The following is a 15,744-nucleotide window of genomic DNA, read 5'->3' on the forward strand; positions in this document are numbered from 1 at the left end:
GCATGACCAACGGGGGTGCTGCCGAGCCGGGCAGCCACGACTTCGAGATCGAATCCAGCAAGACCGTCTACAGCGGCGCGATCCTCGCGTTGCGGCTCGATCAGGTCCGCATGCCGGGTGGCCGGGTCGTCGAGCGCGAGGTGATCGAGCATCACGGCGCCGTCGCCGTCGCCGCGATCGATGACGACGGCAACGTGGTGCTGATCAACCAGTACCGCCACCCGATCGGCAGGCGGCTGCTCGAACTTCCTGCCGGCCTGCTCGACGTGCCCGGCGAGGACCCGCTGCTCGCGGCGCGCCGGGAGCTGGCCGAGGAGACCGGGCTGGCCGCCCGGGACTGGGCGGTCCTGGTGGACGTCGCGCTCTCGCCCGGGTTCACCGACGAAGCGCTGCGGGTCTACCTGGCCCGCGGGCTGTACGAAACGCAGCGCCCGGAGCCGGAATTCGAGGAGGCGGACCTGGAAGTGGTCCGCATGCCGGTCGACGCGGCGGTCCGCGCCGCGCTGAGCGGCGAGATCGTCAACGCCACCGCGGTGGCGGGCGTACTCGCGCTGGCGGCCGCGCGGGCCGGCGGCATCGAACCGCGGCCGCCGGACGCGCCGTGGGACGGGCAGCCGACAACCTTCCTCCGCCGCAAGGCGGCCGAGAAGTCCGAAGACTGACCGCAGGTGCTCGGTCGCGAGCTCGACACCTATCTCGACCACCTCGCCGTCGAGCGCGGCGTCGCGCCCAACACCCTGGCCGCCTACCGGCGTGACCTCGGCCGGTACCTGGACTTCCTGACCGCGCGGGGCATCGGTTCGCTCGACCGGGTCGACGAGTCCGACGTCGCGGAGTTCACCATGGCGCTGCGCTCGGGCGGTCCCGGGCATCCGCCGCTGGCGGCGAGTTCGGTGGCCCGCGCGCTGATCGCGGTGCGCGGCTGGCATCGCTTCGCCGCCGCGGAGGGACTGACCGACACCGATGTGGCGCACGCGGTGAAGCCGCCCGCGCCGGGGCGCAGGTTGCCCAAGGCGCTGCCTTATGACCAGGTGCTGAAACTGCTGGAAGCGGCGGGCGGTGGCCAGGGCGATCACGCTGCGGGCGTGGACGGCGGACCGCGCGGCCTGCGCGACCGCGCACTGCTGGAATTGCTGTATTCCACCGGCGCCAGGATCTCGGAAACGGTAGGGCTGGACGTCGACGATCTCGACATCGAGCAGCGGGCGGTCGTACTGCGCGGCAAAGGCGGGAAACAGCGTCTGGTGCCGATCGGACGGCCCGCGCTCGCCGCCGTGGACGCCTATCTGGTGCGGGGGCGGCCCGTGCTCGCCACACGCGGAAAAGGCAACGCCGGAGCCCTGTTCCTGAATGTCCGCGGCGCCCGGCTGTCCCGGCAGAGCGCCTGGCAGGTCCTGCACACCGCCGCCGAACGCGCGGGCATCGCGGCGGCGGTGTCGCCGCACACGCTGCGCCACTCCTTCGCCACCCATTTGCTCGACGGGGGCGCCGATGTCCGGGTAGTGCAGGAATTGCTCGGCCACGCCTCGGTGACCACGACCCAGATCTACACTTTGGTGACGGTCAACACCCTGCGCGAGGTCTGGGCCACCGCGCATCCCCGCGCCCGGTAGACCGTTGCCGCGTCGGCATTCGCGCAGCCGCGTCGGCAATTCGCGCAGCCGCGTCGGCAATTCGTGCACCCGCGTCGGCAATTCGTGCCTGCGCGGGGCGGCTCGGCCGCGCGACGGAACAACGTGGGCTGGCGGGTGGACGCGGTGCCGTCGCCGACGGCTCGGTACCGAGCACAACGCTGGGTGAACGGTATGGCAAAGTCTTCGAGTAACTTCCGGCGACTCGGCCGGATCGCACGCGGGGAGGCGGACTGGCACAGCAAGAACGAGTTGCACGACCAGTTCGACGTGCATTTCGATGGCGGACCGCAATGGCGTTGACCAGCGCGGCACGAACACGCCGCGCGCAGGCGCGGCATTCGAGTGCCGTCAAGCGGTAGCGTCTATCGAGAGCTGGACCGCACGAAAGCGAGGTCGGCACCGATCGGCCTCGCTACGCTCGGCGAGGCAACCGGCAGGAACGTATAAGGAGCAGCGGATCGTGACGACAGCCGGAGCGGCAGAGCCGCCGATGGGTGCTGGGGCGGAGCCGCTTACGGGCTCACGACCGGGTCCGTACTCGGACGCCGCGGCGGAAACGCTGTGGGGCCACGGCGTGGAGCCGGTCCCGGAGGACGGGACGCTGGGCCCGACCGGACGGCCGTTGCGGCTGGTGCCGGACCCGCCGCCGGTCGGCCGGCACGGTGATGCGTTGATCGTGGCCATGTGCAACCAGAAGGGTGGCGTCGGCAAGACCACCTCCACCATCAATCTCGGTGCCGCACTGGCCGAATACGGCCGTCGCGTGCTGCTGGTCGACCTGGACCCGCAGGGCGCGCTGTCGGCCGGACTCGGTGTCCCCCACCACGATCTCGACCTGACCGTGCACAACCTGCTCATCGGCTCCAAGGTGTCGATCGACGACGTGCTGATGCAGACCCGGGTCCCGAACCTGGACCTGCTGCCGAGCAATATCGACCTCTCCGCCGCCGAGATCCAACTGGTCAACGAAGTCGGCCGGGAACAGTCGCTCGGCCGCGCGCTGGAGCCGATCCGCAACCGCTACGACTACATCCTCATCGACTGCCAGCCTTCGCTCGGCCTGCTCACGGTCAATGCCCTGGCCTGCTCGGACGGCGTGATCATCCCGATGGAATGCGAGTACTTCTCGCTGCGCGGGCTGGCGCTGCTCAACGACACCGTCGAGAAGGTGCGGGACCGGCTGAACCCGCGGCTGAGCCTGTACGGAATAGTGGTCACCATGTTCGACTCTCGACTGCTGCATTCCCGCCAGGTCATGGCGCGCGTCGTCGAGGTGTTCGGCGATCTGGTCTATGACACCGCCATCGCGCGCACCGTCCGTTTCCCGGATGCCAGCGTCGCGGGCGAGCCGATCACCACCTGGGCGCCGAAATCCAGTGGCGCCGAGGCGTATCGGTCGATGGCCCGGGAAGTCATCCACCGATCCGGCCGGTGACCGGCCGCTCCGACCCCTCGTCTGCGTCCCACCACAACCCGTCCGGCCAGGGGTCTTCCACCCCCGGACCGACGTCGTCGCCGGACGACCATGCGCCCGACGCCGGACGGCCGGGCCCGCCCGCTGCTGTGCGGGGACCCGCACTCGGAAACGCGGCGGCCGCCTTCATCGCCGCGGGCCGGGACGCCTCCGTCGCTCGACGCCCGAACCCGGCCGTCGTCGGAGACGCCACGCCCCGGCCCGCGCCCGGGGGCGATACCTCGCTTCCGCGCGACAGCGCGGACGAACCGTCCCCGGAACCACCCACGCAGCCCGCCGACGCGGGCGCACGGGAAGCAGCCGCGACATCGCAGGCGAAGCAAACGCCGACGCCCGAGCCGCAGGCGTCCGGATTCCGGCTGCGGCTGAGCAATTTCGAGGGACCGTTCGACCTGCTGCTCACCCTGATCAGCTCGCGCAAGCTGGACGTCACCGAGGTGGCGTTGCACAAGGTCACCGACGAGTTCATCGCCTACACCAAGGCGTTGACCGCGAACATAGCGCAACAGAACACGTTGCGCGCGGACAAGATCCTCGACCAGACCACGGAATTCCTGGTCGTCGCCGCCACGCTGCTCGATCTGAAGGCGGCGCGCCTGCTGCCGTCCGGGGAGATGACCGACGCCGAGGATCTCGAACTGCTCGAGGCGCGCGACCTGCTGTTCGCCCGGCTGCTGCAGTACCGCGCATTCAAGCAGGTCGCCGAACTGCTCGGCGAACTGGAGGCGGCCGCGCTGCGCCGCTATCCGCGCGCGGTCGGCTTGGAGGAGCGCTACGCCGGTCTGCTGCCCGAGGTTAGGCTGGGGGTCGGGGCGGCCGAGTTCGCCGCGATCGCCGCGGCGGCCTTCCGGCCCCGTCCGGTACCCAAGGTCGGGCTCGACCACTTGCACACGCACGCGATCTCGGTGGCCGAGCAGGCGGCTCTGGTGCTGGAGCGGCTCAAACAGCGTGGTGCGGGTGCGTGGACCTCCTTCGGTGAGCTGGTCGCCGACTGCGAAGTCCCGATCCAGATCGTCGCCCGATTCCTGGCGCTGCTCGAGCTGTATCGCGGCAAGACGATCGAGTTCGATCAGCCCGATCCGCTCGGTCCGTTGGCGGTCAGCTGGATCGGCGACGAGGCCGCGCAACAGGTGGACACCGTGACAATCGAGGAGGACTACGGGTGAGCGAGCACAGCGCGCGGTCGCGCCCGGCGGCGCCGAACTCCGGCGAGGCGCGGTCGTGAGTGAGGCAGTGGTGGAACTCACCCCCGAACCGCTCGCGGACGCCGATTTTCGTTCGGCGCTGGAGGCCATGCTGCTGGTCGTCGACGCTCCCGCGCCGGTCGACCAGCTCGCGGCTGCCCTCGGTGACGACCCGCAGCGCGTCGAGCGGACCTTGCGGGAGATGTCCGCCGAGCTGTCGGCGCGGTCCAGTGGGATAGATCTGCGTTTCGTCGGTGACGGCTGGCGCTTCTATACTCGCAGCGAGTACGCGCCGTATGTGGAGCGGATGCTGCTCGACGGCTCCCGATCGAAACTGACCCGGGCGGCCTTGGAGACGCTGGCGGTGGTGGCATACCGTCAGCCGGTGACCAGGACCAGGGTCAGCGCGGTGCGCGGCGTGAACGTCGACGGGGTTATGCGCACACTGCTGGCCAGGGGTCTGATCGCCGAGGCAGGCGTGGACCCGGAAACCAACGGGACGCTGTACCGCACGACCGAGCTGTTCCTGGAACGGATCGGACTCGCTTCGCTGAGCGATCTGCCGCCGCTGGCGCCCCTGCTTCCGGGCGTCGACCTGATCGACGAGATCAACGAGAGCCTGGAGACCGACCCCCGGTACACCAGGTTGAGGAAACCCGCCGAGGCCGATGTGGACCTCGGTACCGAAGACTGACAGGACATCATGAATACGCCCGCTCGCCGAGATGGCACACCGGATCGTAGGAAACACGGGGCACAGCCCGAACGGGGCGGCGCCGGCCGCAACTCGAGTTCGCGCGACGCCCGTTCGGCCCAACGGGGGGTCGCCTCCCGTAGCGCCCAGCAGGGCGGAGCCCGAGCGGCCCAGCGCGGATCCGCTCCGGCTCCGAACTCGCAGCGGCACACGGCCGCGGCGAACAAGAAGAAGCCCAAGCCGCAGCGGCAGGTCGCGCCGCCGCCACTGCTGAGCAACGCCAAGCCCGCGCGCCACCAGAACGTGGAGCCCGCCCCGTCCGGAGAACACGCCAAGCTCCCGTGGGGGGAGGGGGAGCGGTTGCAGAAGGTTCTCGCCAAGGCGGGCGTGGCCTCGCGCCGGGCCGCCGAGGAGATGATCGCGCAGGGCCGCGTCGAGGTCGACGGCATGATCGTGCGCGAGCAGGGCCTGCGCGTCGACCCGCAGCACGCGGTGGTGCGCGTCGACGGCACGCGGGTGGTGGTGCGCGAGGAACTGGTGCACGTCGCGCTGAACAAGCCCAGGGGCTGGCAATCGACCATGTCCGACGATCTGGGACGTCCCTGCGTCGGCGACATCGTGGCCGAGCGGATCGCCGCGGGCCAGCGGTTGTTCCATGTCGGAAGGCTGGACGCCGACACCGAGGGCTTGCTGCTGCTCACCAACGACGGCGATCTGGCGCACCGGCTGATGCACCCGTCCTTCGAGGTCTCCAAGACCTATCTGGCCACGGTGCACGGCGAGGTCAACAATCGCGCGGTGAGCAAGCGGCTGCGCGACGGCATCGAGCTGGAGGACGGTCCCGCCAAGGTCGACCGCTTCCAGGTGCTCGAGCTGGGGGAGGGACGTTCTTTGGTGAAGCTGGTGTTGCACGAGGGGCGTAAGCACATCGTGCGCCGCTTGCTCGACGCCGTGGATCATCCGGTCATCCGGCTGGTCCGCACCCATATCGGTCCGGTCGCGCTCGGCGACCAGCGGCCCGGCACGCTGCGGGCGCTCGGCCGCGACGAAGTCGGCAAACTCTACGAGGCGGTGTCGTTGTGAACGGTGTGGAGATCCCGGTGCAGGCGCCTGCGCGGATGGCCGGTACGAGCTCGCTGGTGGTCGCCATGGACGGGCCGTCGGGCACCGGGAAGTCGAGCGTCTCGCGGCGTCTGGCCACCCGGCTCGGCGCCCGCTACCTCGACACCGGCGCGATGTACCGGGTGGCGACGCTGCGCGTGCTGCGCGCGGGCATCGAGCTGACCGATACCGCGGCGATCGCCGCCGCGGTCAAGGAGCTGCCACTGTCCATCGGCACCGATCCCAGCCGCGAGGTGATCGAGCTGGACGGCGAGGACGTGCGGTCGGAGATCCGCGGCGACGCCGTCACCAAGGCGGTTTCCGCGGTCTCCGCGGTGCCCGAGGTGCGTGAGCTGCTCGTGGCGATGCAGCGCGAAATCACGGCGGCCGCGGGGCGGATCGTGGTCGAGGGCCGCGACATCGGCACCGTCGTGTTGCCCGCCGCGGACGCCAAGATCTACCTGACCGCTTCCGCCGAGGCCCGGGCGTACCGGCGCAATCAGCAGAACATCGCCGAGGGCCGGGGCGACGACTACGCGGGTGTGCTCGCCGACGTGCAGCGCCGCGACACCCTCGACTCGACCCGCAAGGTGTCCCCGCTGCGCCCCGCCGAGGACGCGGTCGGAGTCGACACCAGCGAACTGTCCATGGACGAGGTCATCGACGAGCTGTATCGCGTGGTAGCGCAGCAGGTCTCGGCGTGCGGGACCGGAGGGAAACGATGAACGGGGACGTGCTCGCCGGCGACGGCGTCTGGAGCGACGAAGCCGACTGGGAGCTGGCCGATCTCGAGGGCGAATTCGAGGACGCCGCGCACGTCGCGATGCCGACGGTGGCCGTGGTGGGCCGGCCGAACGTGGGCAAGTCGACGCTGGTCAACCGCATCCTCGGCCGCCGTGAGGCGGTCGTGGAGGACATCCCGGGGGTGACCCGCGACCGCGTGTCCTACGAGGCGAACTGGGCGGGTCGGCGGTTCCTCGTCCAGGACACCGGCGGCTGGGAGCCCGACGCGAAGGGGTTGCAGCAATCGGTGGCCCGCCAGGCCGAATTGGCCATGCACACCGCCGACGCGATCCTGCTCGTGGTCGACGCCGTCGTGGGAGCCACCGCCACCGACGAGGCGGCCGTGAAGAAGCTGCGCCGCTCCTCGGTTCCGGTGATCCTGGTCGCCAACAAGGTCGACGACCAGCGGGTCGAGGCGGAAGCGGCGGCGCTGTGGTCGCTGGGACTCGGCGAGCCGCGCATGGTCAGCGCCGCGCACGGCCGCGGCACCGGCGACCTGCTCGACGACGTCCTGGAGGTGCTTCCCGAGACTCCGCGCGAGGGGACCGGCGGCGTCGGCCCGCGGCGCGTGGCGCTGGTCGGCAAGCCGAACGTCGGCAAGTCGAGCCTGCTCAACAAGCTGGCGAACGACGAGCGCTCCGTGGTGCACGATGTCGCGGGCACCACGGTCGATCCGGTCGACTCCCTGGTCGAACTGGGCGGCAAGGTCTGGAAGTTCATCGACACCGCCGGGCTGCGCCGCAAGGTGGCCAATGCCAGCGGCACCGAGTTCTACGCATCGTTGCGCACCAGATCCGCGCTGGAGGCCTCGGAGGTGGCGATCATGCTGATCGACGCCTCGCAGCCGATCACCGAACAGGACCTGCGGGTGATCAGCATGGTCGCCGATTCCGGGCGGGCGCTGGTACTGGCGTTCAACAAGTGGGACCTGGTCGACGAGGATCGTCGCCTGCAACTGGAGCGCGAGGTCGATCGCGAACTGGTCCGGGTGCCGTGGGCACAGCGGGTGAACATCTCCGCGCACACCGGCCGAGCGGTGCAGAAGCTGGTGCCCGCCATGGAGACGGCGCTCGAATCCTGGGACAAGCGCATTCCTACCGGCAGACTCAACAACTGGCTGAAGGAAGTGATCGCCGCGACCCCGCCGCCGATGCGCGGCGGCAGGTTGCCCCGCGTGCTGTTCGCCACCCAGGCGACCACCCGGCCACCCACGTTCGTGCTGTTCACCACCGGCTTCCTGGAGGCGGGCTACCGGCGTTTCCTGGAGCGCAGGCTGCGTGAGGAATTCGGTTTCGACGGCTCCCCGGTCCGCATCTCGGTGCGGGTGCGGGAGAAGCGGGACCGCTCGAAGAAATAGGCGGTGGCGAGGCTGCGGGAATCGGCGAGGCTGCGGGAATTTCCGCAGCCTCCGCGCACCGGCACATGCGGCGTCTCGCCCGCGCTGCCGCTACCAGCGGTGCGTCGGGTGCGAAGGCCACGGGCTGACCTAATCGAAGCTAATTGTCGGCGAGCCGGTGCTCGTGATCGATAATTTGACAAATTGCCTAATAAAAAACGATACCTTCTCGTGTAGGTGACGATATGGGCGGCACCTCCCGCAGCTTCGGCAAATACCTGGCATCATTCGGGCATGGTCATTCCCAGCGTGCTGCCGGAACCTCCGGCCGTCCTGACTCCGTTCGAGACGGGATGGCCCGTGCGTCTCGCCGACACCGATCGCGACCAGTGCCTGCGACTCGACGGTGTCGCGCGCTATCTGCAGGACGTCGGCTACGACCATCTCGAGGTTCTGGCGGACGGCGATATCCATCGCTTGTGGGTGATCCGCAGGACGGTGATCGACGCGCTGAAGCCGCTCGGATTCGGTGAGCGGGCGACGTTGCGGCGGTGGCCGTCGGCGACGTCGACCCGGTGGTGCACGATGCGGGTGCAGATCTGCGGCACGGCTGGCGGGCTGGTGGAGACCGAGAGTTTCCTGATCCATTTCGGCACCGAATCGGGTGTGCCGACCCGGATGAGCGACCGGTTCCTCGCACCCATGCTGGACTGTACGAGCGAGCACCGGCTGCGCTGGAAAGCCGAGCTCACCGAGCCCATGCCCGCGGCGGGGGAGCCCGGCGTGCAGATCCGGCCCTTCCCGCTGCGGGCAACCGACATAGACCTGCTCGACCATATGAACAACGCGGTCTACCTCACCGCGCTCGAAGAAGTGCTCGCCGATCACGCCGAACTGAAATCGGGTCCGCACCGCGTGGTGGTCGAGTACGGGAAACCGGTGCGCTCCGGCGAGCGCGTCGAGCTCGTCGCCCGCCGCACCGACTCGAGACTGGACGTGTGGTTCGCCGTCGGGATGGACTGCCGGGCGATCGCCCGCGTCACCCCGCGCTAATGGGTGCGGTCGGACGTAGTCCGTCCTCAGTCCGCGCATGGCCGGTGCGAAGGCGAAGGTACCCCTAACCGGCCAACTGCTCGACGGTGGCGTGTGCGCCCCGGGTGTGCAGGCTGTCCAGAGCCGCCAGATACGCGGTCACGAACCGGGGGTGGTCGATCAGGTCGCCGAACAACGAGCGTTCGCCGAGGAAAGCGGTGGGCTGCTCGCGCCGGCGCCGCGCGAGCGGGACCAGCCGGTCGCGGAGCCGGTCCACGATCTCGATCGGCTGCCCGTGCTCGTCCACGCCCTCGGCATAGCGTGCCCAGCTCGCCACGACCGCCGCCGAACAGTCGAGCGGGCCGCCGGCGGCCAGCTGCGCCCGGACCACGGGCAGCAGCCACTTCGGGATCCGGTCGGAGGATTCCGCGCACAGGCGGGCGATGGTGTCGCCGATCGCGGGATTGGCGAATCGGTCGAGCAGCGTCCGCTTGTAGTCGCCGAGGTCGACCCCGGGCACCGCGCGCAGTGTCGGCGTCGCCTCGGTGTCCAGGTAGCGCGTCAGGAACCGCCGGAAAACCGGATCCTGTGCGGCTTCGTGCACCAGCCGGTAGCCGCTCAGATATCCGAAGTAGCACAGTGCCTGGTGACTCGCGTTCAGCAACCGCAGTTTCATCAGCTCGTACGGGGTGACGTCGGCGACCAGCTGTACGCCGACCTCCTCGAAGGCGGGTCGGCCGAGTCCGAACGAATCCTCCAGCACCCACTGCGCGAACGGTTCGGTCACCACCGGCCAGCGGTCGATGATTCCGTAGCGCCGCTCGATCTCCGCGGTCGCCCCGGGTGGGGTGACGGGGGTGATCCGGTCCACCATCGAATTCGGGAAGCGCACCTGCTCCGCCACCCAGGCTCCGAGCCCCGGATCGCGCAGCGCGGCGAACGCGCCGAACATCCGGCGCGCGACGTTCCCGTTGCCCTCGATGTTGTCGCAGGACAGCACGGTGAACGGCGCCACACCGCGGGATCGGCGGCGGGCCAGCGCCTCGGTGACGAGCCCGACAACGGTGCCGGGCGGCGCGGTTGCGGCCAGATCGGCGCGGATCGCGGGATCGTCCGGGTCGAACTCCCCGGTAGCGGCGGCGATGTGGTAGCCGCCTTCGGTGATGGTGAGCGAGACGATGCGCGTCACCGGATCGGCGAGCTTCGCCACGACGGCCTCGGGATCGTCCGGCGCATACCGGTATTCGACCAGTGAGCCGATCGTGCGCGTGGTCCACGTGCCGTCCGGCGTGACCGTCGACAGCGTGTACAAGCCGTCCTGGGCGCGCAGCACGTCGCGCATGCGGCGATCGCCGGGTAGCACACCGACCCCGCAGATGCCCCAATCCTGCCCGAGCCCGCGTTCGAGCAAGCGGTCGACGTACATCGCCTGGTGCGCTCGATGGAACCCGCCCACACCGAAATGCACTATGCCCGTCGCGATTCGAGAGCGGTCGTAGCCCGGTGTCGAGACACGATCGGCGAAGCCGGTCAGCGTCGCCGCCCGCAAGGGCGTGGCCGTACGTTCCGGCATCCCGCGCACCTCCCGTGTCGTGTGGATCACACCATAGTGCAGCCGCAGTCCGGAACGGGGCAGCGCCGCGGAGTCGGCAGCAGTGATTCCGGGCCGTGCCGACGAGTGGGGTTTATCGCCACAGAGCTGGGTAGACCGTCGATGACCCGATCGACGGCAGAAAGGTTCAGCGCGATGTCTCAACCCATCACCAGTACTTTGGACCCGGAGCAGCAGCGCGTCGCGGGCGAGACGCTCCAGGCAACGGTGGTAGACCTGATCGACCTGTCGCTGATCGCGAAGCAGGCGCACTGGAACGTGATCGGCTCCAACTTCCGATCGGTGCACCTGGCGCTGGATGAATTGGTGACCGCGGCACGGGAGTTCACGGACGCGGCCGCGGAACGCGCCACCGCCGTGGGAGTGAGCCCGGACGGGCGCGCCGCGAGCGTGGCCAAGGATTCCGGCGCACTCGGCATCGGCGCGGGCTGGCAGCAGGACACCGACGTCATCGACACGATCGTCGGCAACCTCGCCGCCATGATCAAGCGGCTGCGTGAGCGCATCGCGGCGACCGAGAAGGCAGATCCGGTGACCCAGGATCTGTTCCTGGCGATCGCGGCGCGGCTGGAGCAGTTGCACTGGATGTGGCAAGCGCAGCTCGCCACGGCCTGATGCGGCTGATCACCTGCGCGTTCGGCCCGCCCGCCACCGCGACCGCCACGGTCACGGTGCGGATCCCCGCCGACGCGCGACACCTCGCGTTGCTCCGCGCGATGACCGACACCGTGTGCCTGGTCGCCGAAATGCCCCTCGACGCGGCCTCGGACATCCGCTTGGCGATCAACGAGGCGGCCACGATGCTGCTGGTGGACGCTCTGCCGGGCTCGATGCTCGGCTGCGCGTTCACCTACGGCGGCGGCCGGATGAGCGTGCGCGTCGATGCCGTCGCCGCGGTCGGCGACAACGCGCACAGCGATCCGCTGAGCTGGGAACTGGTCCGCATGCTCACCCGATCCCGCTCGATTTCCCGTGACCCTTTTGATTCCGAAATCGGCGGGTACCCGACCGTTATCGAATTCAGTTGGGAACGAGGACCATTTGATGACACGTGAGTTCACGACCGACGGAAAAGGCACGGCGGGCCGCACCCGCGGGGGCGACAGCTACGACAACATCGAGCCGTGGTTCGAGAAGATGGCCGCCATGGACGAGGGCGATCCGCACCGAGCGGCGCTGCGCGAGGAGGTGACCCGGCGGTGCCTTCCCCTCGCCGAGCACATCGCCAGGAAGTTCTCCGGCCGCGGTGAGTCCTACGAGGATCTGCTGCAGATCGCCCGGGTCGGGCTGGTGCTGGCGGTGGACCGGTTCGACGTCTCGCGCGGCAGTTCCTTCCTCGGGTTCGCGGTCCCCACCATCATGGGCGAGGTGCGCAGGCACTTCCGGGACCACACGTGGTCGCTGCGAGTGCCGCGGCGGCTCAAGGAGATCCAGCTGCGCATCGGCCCGGCCACCGAGACGTTGTCGCACCGCCTCGGGCGGATGCCGACGGCCAGGGAGATCGCCGAGGAATTGGGCGTCGACCTCGTCGAGGTCACGCAGGCGCTCATCGCGGGCAACGCCTACCAGGCCAACTCGCTGGACGCCGGCGGCCGGGAGGACGGCGACGGTGCCCCGCAGTCGCTCGCCGACACGCTGGGGGCCGAGGAACCGTGCTACGACCTGCTGGAGCAGGCGATGGCCGTGCGTCCCCTGATCGCCGAGTTGCCGCCGCGCGATCGGCAGGTGCTGATCATGCGCTTCTACGAGTCCCGGACCCAGAATCAGATCGCCGAACAACTGGGCGTCTCCCAGATGCAGGTGTCGCGCATCCTCGCCCGGATTCTCAAAGAATTGCGCGCACGCGCGCTCGGTCCGGACGAACTCGTCTCGAACGCGGCTTGACCGCACATGTGCGCGAGCCGCTTCTCGTGCCGCGGGATCGCCCTGACCTTCCGGCGGCAGCGTCCAGCGCTCAGTAGACGGTATCCTCCAGGTCGGTCAACGCGGATTCCAGATGATCGAGCAGCCTGGCCACGTCCGGTACGCTGCGGCGGCAGGCGACGATGCCGACGTCGAGACTGTCGGCGTTGCTGGTGAGGGTGATGTTCAGCGCCTGCCCGTCGAGCGGGATCGACAGCGGATAGCAGGCCGCGACGCGCGCGCCGTTCCAATACTGCGGTTCGCGCGGCCCCGGGATGTTGGAGATCACGATGTTGAACGGCGGGCTGGTCAGCGCGGCGGTGGCGGGAAGCAGCAGCGACAGGGCGAGTGGACTGAGCGTCAGCGCCGACAGTGAGACGGCTTGGACGGGAGACAGCGCGCGGTAGATCTCTTTGCTGCGATGCATCGAGGAGCTGATCGCCGCCAACCGCGCTGCGGGGTCGTGCAGGTCGGTGGCCAGATTGCACAACAGTGCCGCCACGGCGTTGCCTGCGCCGTCACCATCGTCGGATTCGGGACGCAGGGAGACCGGAACCATGGCGATCAGCGGCCGGTCCGGCAGGGCGACGTGTTCGAGCAGGTAGGTGCGCAGCGCGCCCGCCGACATCGCCAGCACCACGTCGTTGAGCGTGGTGCCGGTCATCTTCTTGACCTGGCGGATCCGGTCCAGCGGCCAGGAGCGGGCGGCGCAGCGGCGGGCCCCGCCGATCGGAACGTTGAACATCGTGCGCGGTGCGGCGAAGGGCAGCGTCAACTGCTGCTCGAGTAGCGCGGTGCGGGCCAGGCGCAGGGCCGAGGGCGCGGAACTCGCCGCGGCGAGCAGGGCGCGCGTCCGGGAGCCGAGCGTGTGGCTGCGCGGTGCGTTCGCGCCGGGCCGGGTCGACGGCGGGAGATGCCACGGCACCAGCGCTTCGCCGGATTCCGGGTCGGAGGTGAGCGTTCGCTGCAGCAGGCGCTGGACGCCGACGCCGTCGATGAGGGCGTGGTGCATCTTCGCGTACACACCGACCCGGTCGCCCGCGAGTCCCTCGATCAGATGTGCCTCCCACAGCGGCCGGTGCCGGTCGAGCAGGGTGCTGTGCAGTCCCGCGGCCATCTCGGTCAGGGCGTCCAGGCCACCCGCTTCCGGAAGCGCCCACCGCTGGATGTGGTAGTCGAGCTCGATGGCGCTGTCCATGGTCCAGGCCAGCTGCGGGGTGCCGAAGAGGCTGGCGGGCCGCTTGCGGAAGGTGCGGTGGAAGTTCTGGTCGGCCGCGAGCGTGGCGTACGCGCGCCGGGCGAATTCGGGTCCGGTGCCCTCGACGGGGTCGAAGATCGACAGCGAACCGACGTGCATCGGATGCTCGCGTGATTCCGCGATGAGGAACAGGGCGTCCACCGGCGAGATGAATTCCATGGGCAGTTCCCTCCTGGCGACGCTCCGCCACGGTCTGGTTCCGGACGCGGGGGATGGCCGGCGACTGCTCAGGCGCGGGAGTGCCACGCCGGTCGAACAACGATCCACCACCGATGATTCGATGCCGAATCCGGACCGGCTGGGCGGTTCGTCCCGCCAATTGTGCGCACGGGCTCAGGACAGGCGGCTGACCGGCCAATCCTGCGGCAGTCCGAGGCGTTCGCTGATCATGCTGATCGCGGTGTGCAATGCCTGGATCTCGTCGACGCCGCCGGCCAGCGACGCACCTTGCTTGCTGATATGGAATCGGCACAGGTGCCGGCGCCGGCCCGCCGCCAGATAGGGCCTGCCGATGATGATCGACAACGAGCCGTCGGCATCGTGCAGGGTGCGGGCCGCGATGAGCGCCTGCGGCTCGTAGGCGACCGTCGTGGCGGCGCGCGAGGGGCGGGCGGGGGCCGCGGGGAAGTCGGGGTCGGACGGCTCGGTCACCGCGAAGTGCGCGCCGTGGCTGTTGGCCTCCCGCAGCTGCTGAGCGATCTCCTGGAACGCGCGGTAGAGCGCGGCGATGGAATCGACGCCGTGCGCCCATCCTTCGCCGATGCCCTGGATCCGGAAACCGCACACCACACCGGTTTCACCCGGTGCCATCTGCGGTTTTCCCACCTCGATGGAGACTTCTCGGGTGTCATCGGTGACGGTTCGGGTGGCGATCACCTCCCTGATCCGCCGCCATTTCATGTTCGCGATCGCACCGCCGTGGTCGGATTCGCGCACTGCGGGCGTGGTCGTGTCACCAGTGACCCGCGCCGGTATCGCTCTCATGAGGTCTGGAGTACCCAAGTCGGCCCCCGGTCTACCCTGCGGTTCGAGGTGACCTGGACCGCAGCGTGACGACACGCCGTATCGGCAAAACGGCTACCGGACGGTTGACGCGCCTCGCGTTTGGCAGGCTGTCGCCGAGGGTGTGATGGTGGGGCCGCGACGATGAGGAGGGGCGGACGAAGTGGTAACGATTGCGCAGTTGCGAGCGGTTCTGTCGATCCTGCGCGTCGACCCGGACGAGGTCGGCGCACGGACGGGTGACCCGGGTCTGCACGGTCCGGACGCCGAACGTGCCCTACTCATCGGTTTGCTACACCGGATCGCGAGCAGCGAGTTGCGCCAGGTCGTCACCACGACGATGGACGACGAGCAGGCCGCACGGGCCGCCGCGGTCAGCACCCTGCCGGTGACCGGCGAGAATCCCGCCGAGCAGGTGCGTTTCGACGCGCACTGGCTGCACGACCGCATCGGTGCGCTGGCGGCGGGCGCCACCGTGGAACCGGTGCCGGTGCTGTTGGACGCCGCCGCGCGGTCGGCGGACGCCGTCGAGGCCCTGCTGCTGCTCAGCCGCAATCCCCGCGGCCACGACGCGGACACCAGATGGGAGCGTGCGCTCGACGACCTGGGGCGCGCCTACCACTTGATCAACGACGAGCGGGTGGGTCGTTCGAACACGACGACCGCGCCGCTGTTGTAGCGGCGCGGTCGATCGGAGGTGTCGCCCGGCGGCGTGTCGCACGCCGCCGGGAC

The 15,744-nt window shown here is 69.6% G+C and carries 17 protein-coding genes; 14 read left to right on the plus strand and 3 right to left on the minus strand.

Features of this window, described 5'->3' with window-relative positions:
* Positions 1–2: 2 nt before the first annotated feature.
* The 10 genes from ACT89H_RS22730 to ACT89H_RS22775 all read left to right on the plus strand — a co-directional run bounded on the left by ACT89H_RS22730 (position 3) and on the right by ACT89H_RS22775 (position 9,259).
* Positions 3–662 carry an NUDIX domain-containing protein gene (locus ACT89H_RS22730; RefSeq protein WP_445110670.1) on the plus strand — a complete coding sequence of 220 codons (660 nt, stop codon included), beginning with the start codon at positions 3–5 and terminating at the stop codon, positions 660–662.
* 6 nt (positions 663–668) lie between these two features.
* The gene (gene xerD / locus ACT89H_RS22735) at positions 669–1,613 is read left to right on the plus strand and encodes a site-specific tyrosine recombinase XerD (RefSeq protein WP_445110671.1); all 945 of its coding nucleotides are present in this window, start codon (positions 669–671) and stop codon (positions 1,611–1,613) included.
* A 192-nt stretch (positions 1,614–1,805) separates the two neighbouring features.
* Positions 1,806–1,934, plus strand: coding sequence for a hypothetical protein (locus ACT89H_RS22740; protein WP_445110672.1), 129 nt, complete (start codon positions 1,806–1,808; stop codon positions 1,932–1,934).
* Between the two features lie 160 nt (positions 1,935–2,094).
* Positions 2,095–3,069, plus strand: a complete 975-nt coding sequence (locus ACT89H_RS22745) for a ParA family protein (RefSeq protein ID WP_445110673.1) — start codon at positions 2,095–2,097, stop codon at positions 3,067–3,069.
* Positions 3,070–3,467: 398 nt separating this feature from the next.
* Positions 3,468–4,274, plus strand: a complete 807-nt coding sequence (locus tag ACT89H_RS22750) for a segregation and condensation protein A (protein WP_445110885.1) — start codon at positions 3,468–3,470, stop codon at positions 4,272–4,274.
* 55 nt (positions 4,275–4,329) lie between these two features.
* Positions 4,330–4,986, plus strand: a complete 657-nt coding sequence (scpB, locus tag ACT89H_RS22755; protein ID WP_445110674.1) for an SMC-Scp complex subunit ScpB — start codon at positions 4,330–4,332, stop codon at positions 4,984–4,986.
* Positions 4,987–4,995: 9 nt separating this feature from the next.
* On the plus strand, positions 4,996–6,069 hold the full coding sequence (locus ACT89H_RS22760; RefSeq protein ID WP_445110675.1) for a pseudouridine synthase: 1,074 nt from the start codon (positions 4,996–4,998) through the stop codon (positions 6,067–6,069).
* 35 nt (positions 6,070–6,104) lie between these two features.
* Positions 6,105–6,812 carry a (d)CMP kinase gene (gene cmk / locus ACT89H_RS22765; RefSeq protein WP_445110886.1) on the plus strand — a complete coding sequence of 236 codons (708 nt, stop codon included), beginning with the start codon at positions 6,105–6,107 and terminating at the stop codon, positions 6,810–6,812.
* Positions 6,809–8,227 carry a ribosome biogenesis GTPase Der gene (gene der / locus ACT89H_RS22770; RefSeq protein ID WP_445110676.1) on the plus strand — a complete coding sequence of 473 codons (1,419 nt, stop codon included), beginning with the start codon at positions 6,809–6,811 and terminating at the stop codon, positions 8,225–8,227. Before cmk ends, der begins: the two co-directional genes overlap by 4 nt.
* Positions 8,228–8,500: 273 nt before the next feature.
* A complete protein-coding gene (locus ACT89H_RS22775) occupies positions 8,501–9,259 on the plus strand; it encodes an acyl-[acyl-carrier-protein] thioesterase (protein WP_445110677.1) in 759 nt (252 codons plus the stop codon).
* 64 nt (positions 9,260–9,323) lie between these two features.
* On the opposite strand, the gene ACT89H_RS22780 is transcribed toward ACT89H_RS22775, so the two are convergent.
* The gene (locus ACT89H_RS22780; protein WP_445110678.1) at positions 9,324–10,811 is read right to left on the minus strand and encodes a mannitol dehydrogenase family protein; all 1,488 of its coding nucleotides are present in this window, start codon (positions 10,809–10,811) and stop codon (positions 9,324–9,326) included.
* Positions 10,812–10,985: 174 nt separating this feature from the next.
* On the opposite strand from ACT89H_RS22780, the gene ACT89H_RS22785 reads away from it, so the two are divergent.
* The 3 genes from ACT89H_RS22785 to ACT89H_RS22795 are packed head-to-tail and all read left to right on the plus strand — an operon-like array spanning position 10,986 to position 12,734.
* Positions 10,986–11,465: a Dps family protein gene (locus tag ACT89H_RS22785; protein WP_445110679.1), complete on the plus strand. Its 480-nt coding sequence runs from the start codon at positions 10,986–10,988 to the stop codon at positions 11,463–11,465.
* Entirely contained in the window at positions 11,438–11,905 is a 468-nt protein-coding gene (locus tag ACT89H_RS22790) for an anti-sigma factor (RefSeq protein ID WP_445110680.1), read from the plus strand. The genes ACT89H_RS22785 and ACT89H_RS22790 overlap by 28 nt, the downstream gene beginning before the upstream one ends.
* Positions 11,895–12,734 (plus strand): RNA polymerase sigma factor SigF, encoded by an 840-nt coding sequence (locus tag ACT89H_RS22795; protein ID WP_445110681.1) that lies wholly within the window; start codon positions 11,895–11,897, stop codon positions 12,732–12,734. The genes ACT89H_RS22790 and ACT89H_RS22795 overlap by 11 nt, the downstream gene beginning before the upstream one ends.
* Positions 12,735–12,804: 70 nt before the next feature.
* Here the strand turns inward: ACT89H_RS22795 and ACT89H_RS22800 are convergent, their stop codons facing one another.
* Together ACT89H_RS22800 and ACT89H_RS22805 are read right to left on the minus strand one after the other, a co-directional pair.
* Entirely contained in the window at positions 12,805–14,169 is a 1,365-nt protein-coding gene (locus tag ACT89H_RS22800; protein ID WP_445110682.1) for a WS/DGAT/MGAT family O-acyltransferase, read from the minus strand.
* 174 nt (positions 14,170–14,343) lie between these two features.
* Entirely contained in the window at positions 14,344–14,994 is a 651-nt protein-coding gene (locus tag ACT89H_RS22805; RefSeq protein ID WP_445110683.1) for a DUF6968 family protein, read from the minus strand.
* A gap of 181 nt (positions 14,995–15,175) precedes the next feature.
* Here ACT89H_RS22805 and ACT89H_RS22810 point away from each other — a divergent pair, with 181 nt between their 5' ends.
* On the plus strand, positions 15,176–15,691 hold the full coding sequence (locus tag ACT89H_RS22810) for a hypothetical protein (RefSeq protein WP_445110684.1): 516 nt from the start codon (positions 15,176–15,178) through the stop codon (positions 15,689–15,691).
* Positions 15,692–15,744: the final 53 nt, after the last annotated feature.

It is taken from the genome of Nocardia aegles (genome assembly GCF_052545135.1).

What these genes read in the sequence shown, in the direction of transcription:
- ACT89H_RS22730 (WP_445110670.1), top strand. Translation starts at nt 3, where the DNA reads ATGACCAACGGGGGTGCTGCCGAGCCGGGCAGCCACGACTTCGAGATC.
- cmk (WP_445110886.1), top strand. Translation starts at nt 6,105, where the DNA reads ATGGCCGGTACGAGCTCGCTGGTGGTCGCCATGGACGGGCCGTCGGGC.
- ACT89H_RS22805 (WP_445110683.1), bottom strand. Translation starts at nt 14,994, where the DNA reads ATGAGAGCGATACCGGCGCGGGTCACTGGTGACACGACCACGCCCGCA.
- ACT89H_RS22795 (WP_445110681.1), top strand. Translation starts at nt 11,895, where the DNA reads ATGACACGTGAGTTCACGACCGACGGAAAAGGCACGGCGGGCCGCACC.
- der (WP_445110676.1), top strand. Translation starts at nt 6,809, where the DNA reads ATGAACGGGGACGTGCTCGCCGGCGACGGCGTCTGGAGCGACGAAGCC.
- ACT89H_RS22785 (WP_445110679.1), top strand. Translation starts at nt 10,986, where the DNA reads ATGTCTCAACCCATCACCAGTACTTTGGACCCGGAGCAGCAGCGCGTC.
- ACT89H_RS22760 (WP_445110675.1), top strand. Translation starts at nt 4,996, where the DNA reads ATGAATACGCCCGCTCGCCGAGATGGCACACCGGATCGTAGGAAACAC.
- ACT89H_RS22800 (WP_445110682.1), bottom strand. Translation starts at nt 14,169, where the DNA reads ATGGAATTCATCTCGCCGGTGGACGCCCTGTTCCTCATCGCGGAATCA.
- ACT89H_RS22740 (WP_445110672.1), top strand. Translation starts at nt 1,806, where the DNA reads ATGGCAAAGTCTTCGAGTAACTTCCGGCGACTCGGCCGGATCGCACGC.
- ACT89H_RS22775 (WP_445110677.1), top strand. Translation starts at nt 8,501, where the DNA reads ATGGTCATTCCCAGCGTGCTGCCGGAACCTCCGGCCGTCCTGACTCCG.
- ACT89H_RS22780 (WP_445110678.1), bottom strand. Translation starts at nt 10,811, where the DNA reads ATGCCGGAACGTACGGCCACGCCCTTGCGGGCGGCGACGCTGACCGGC.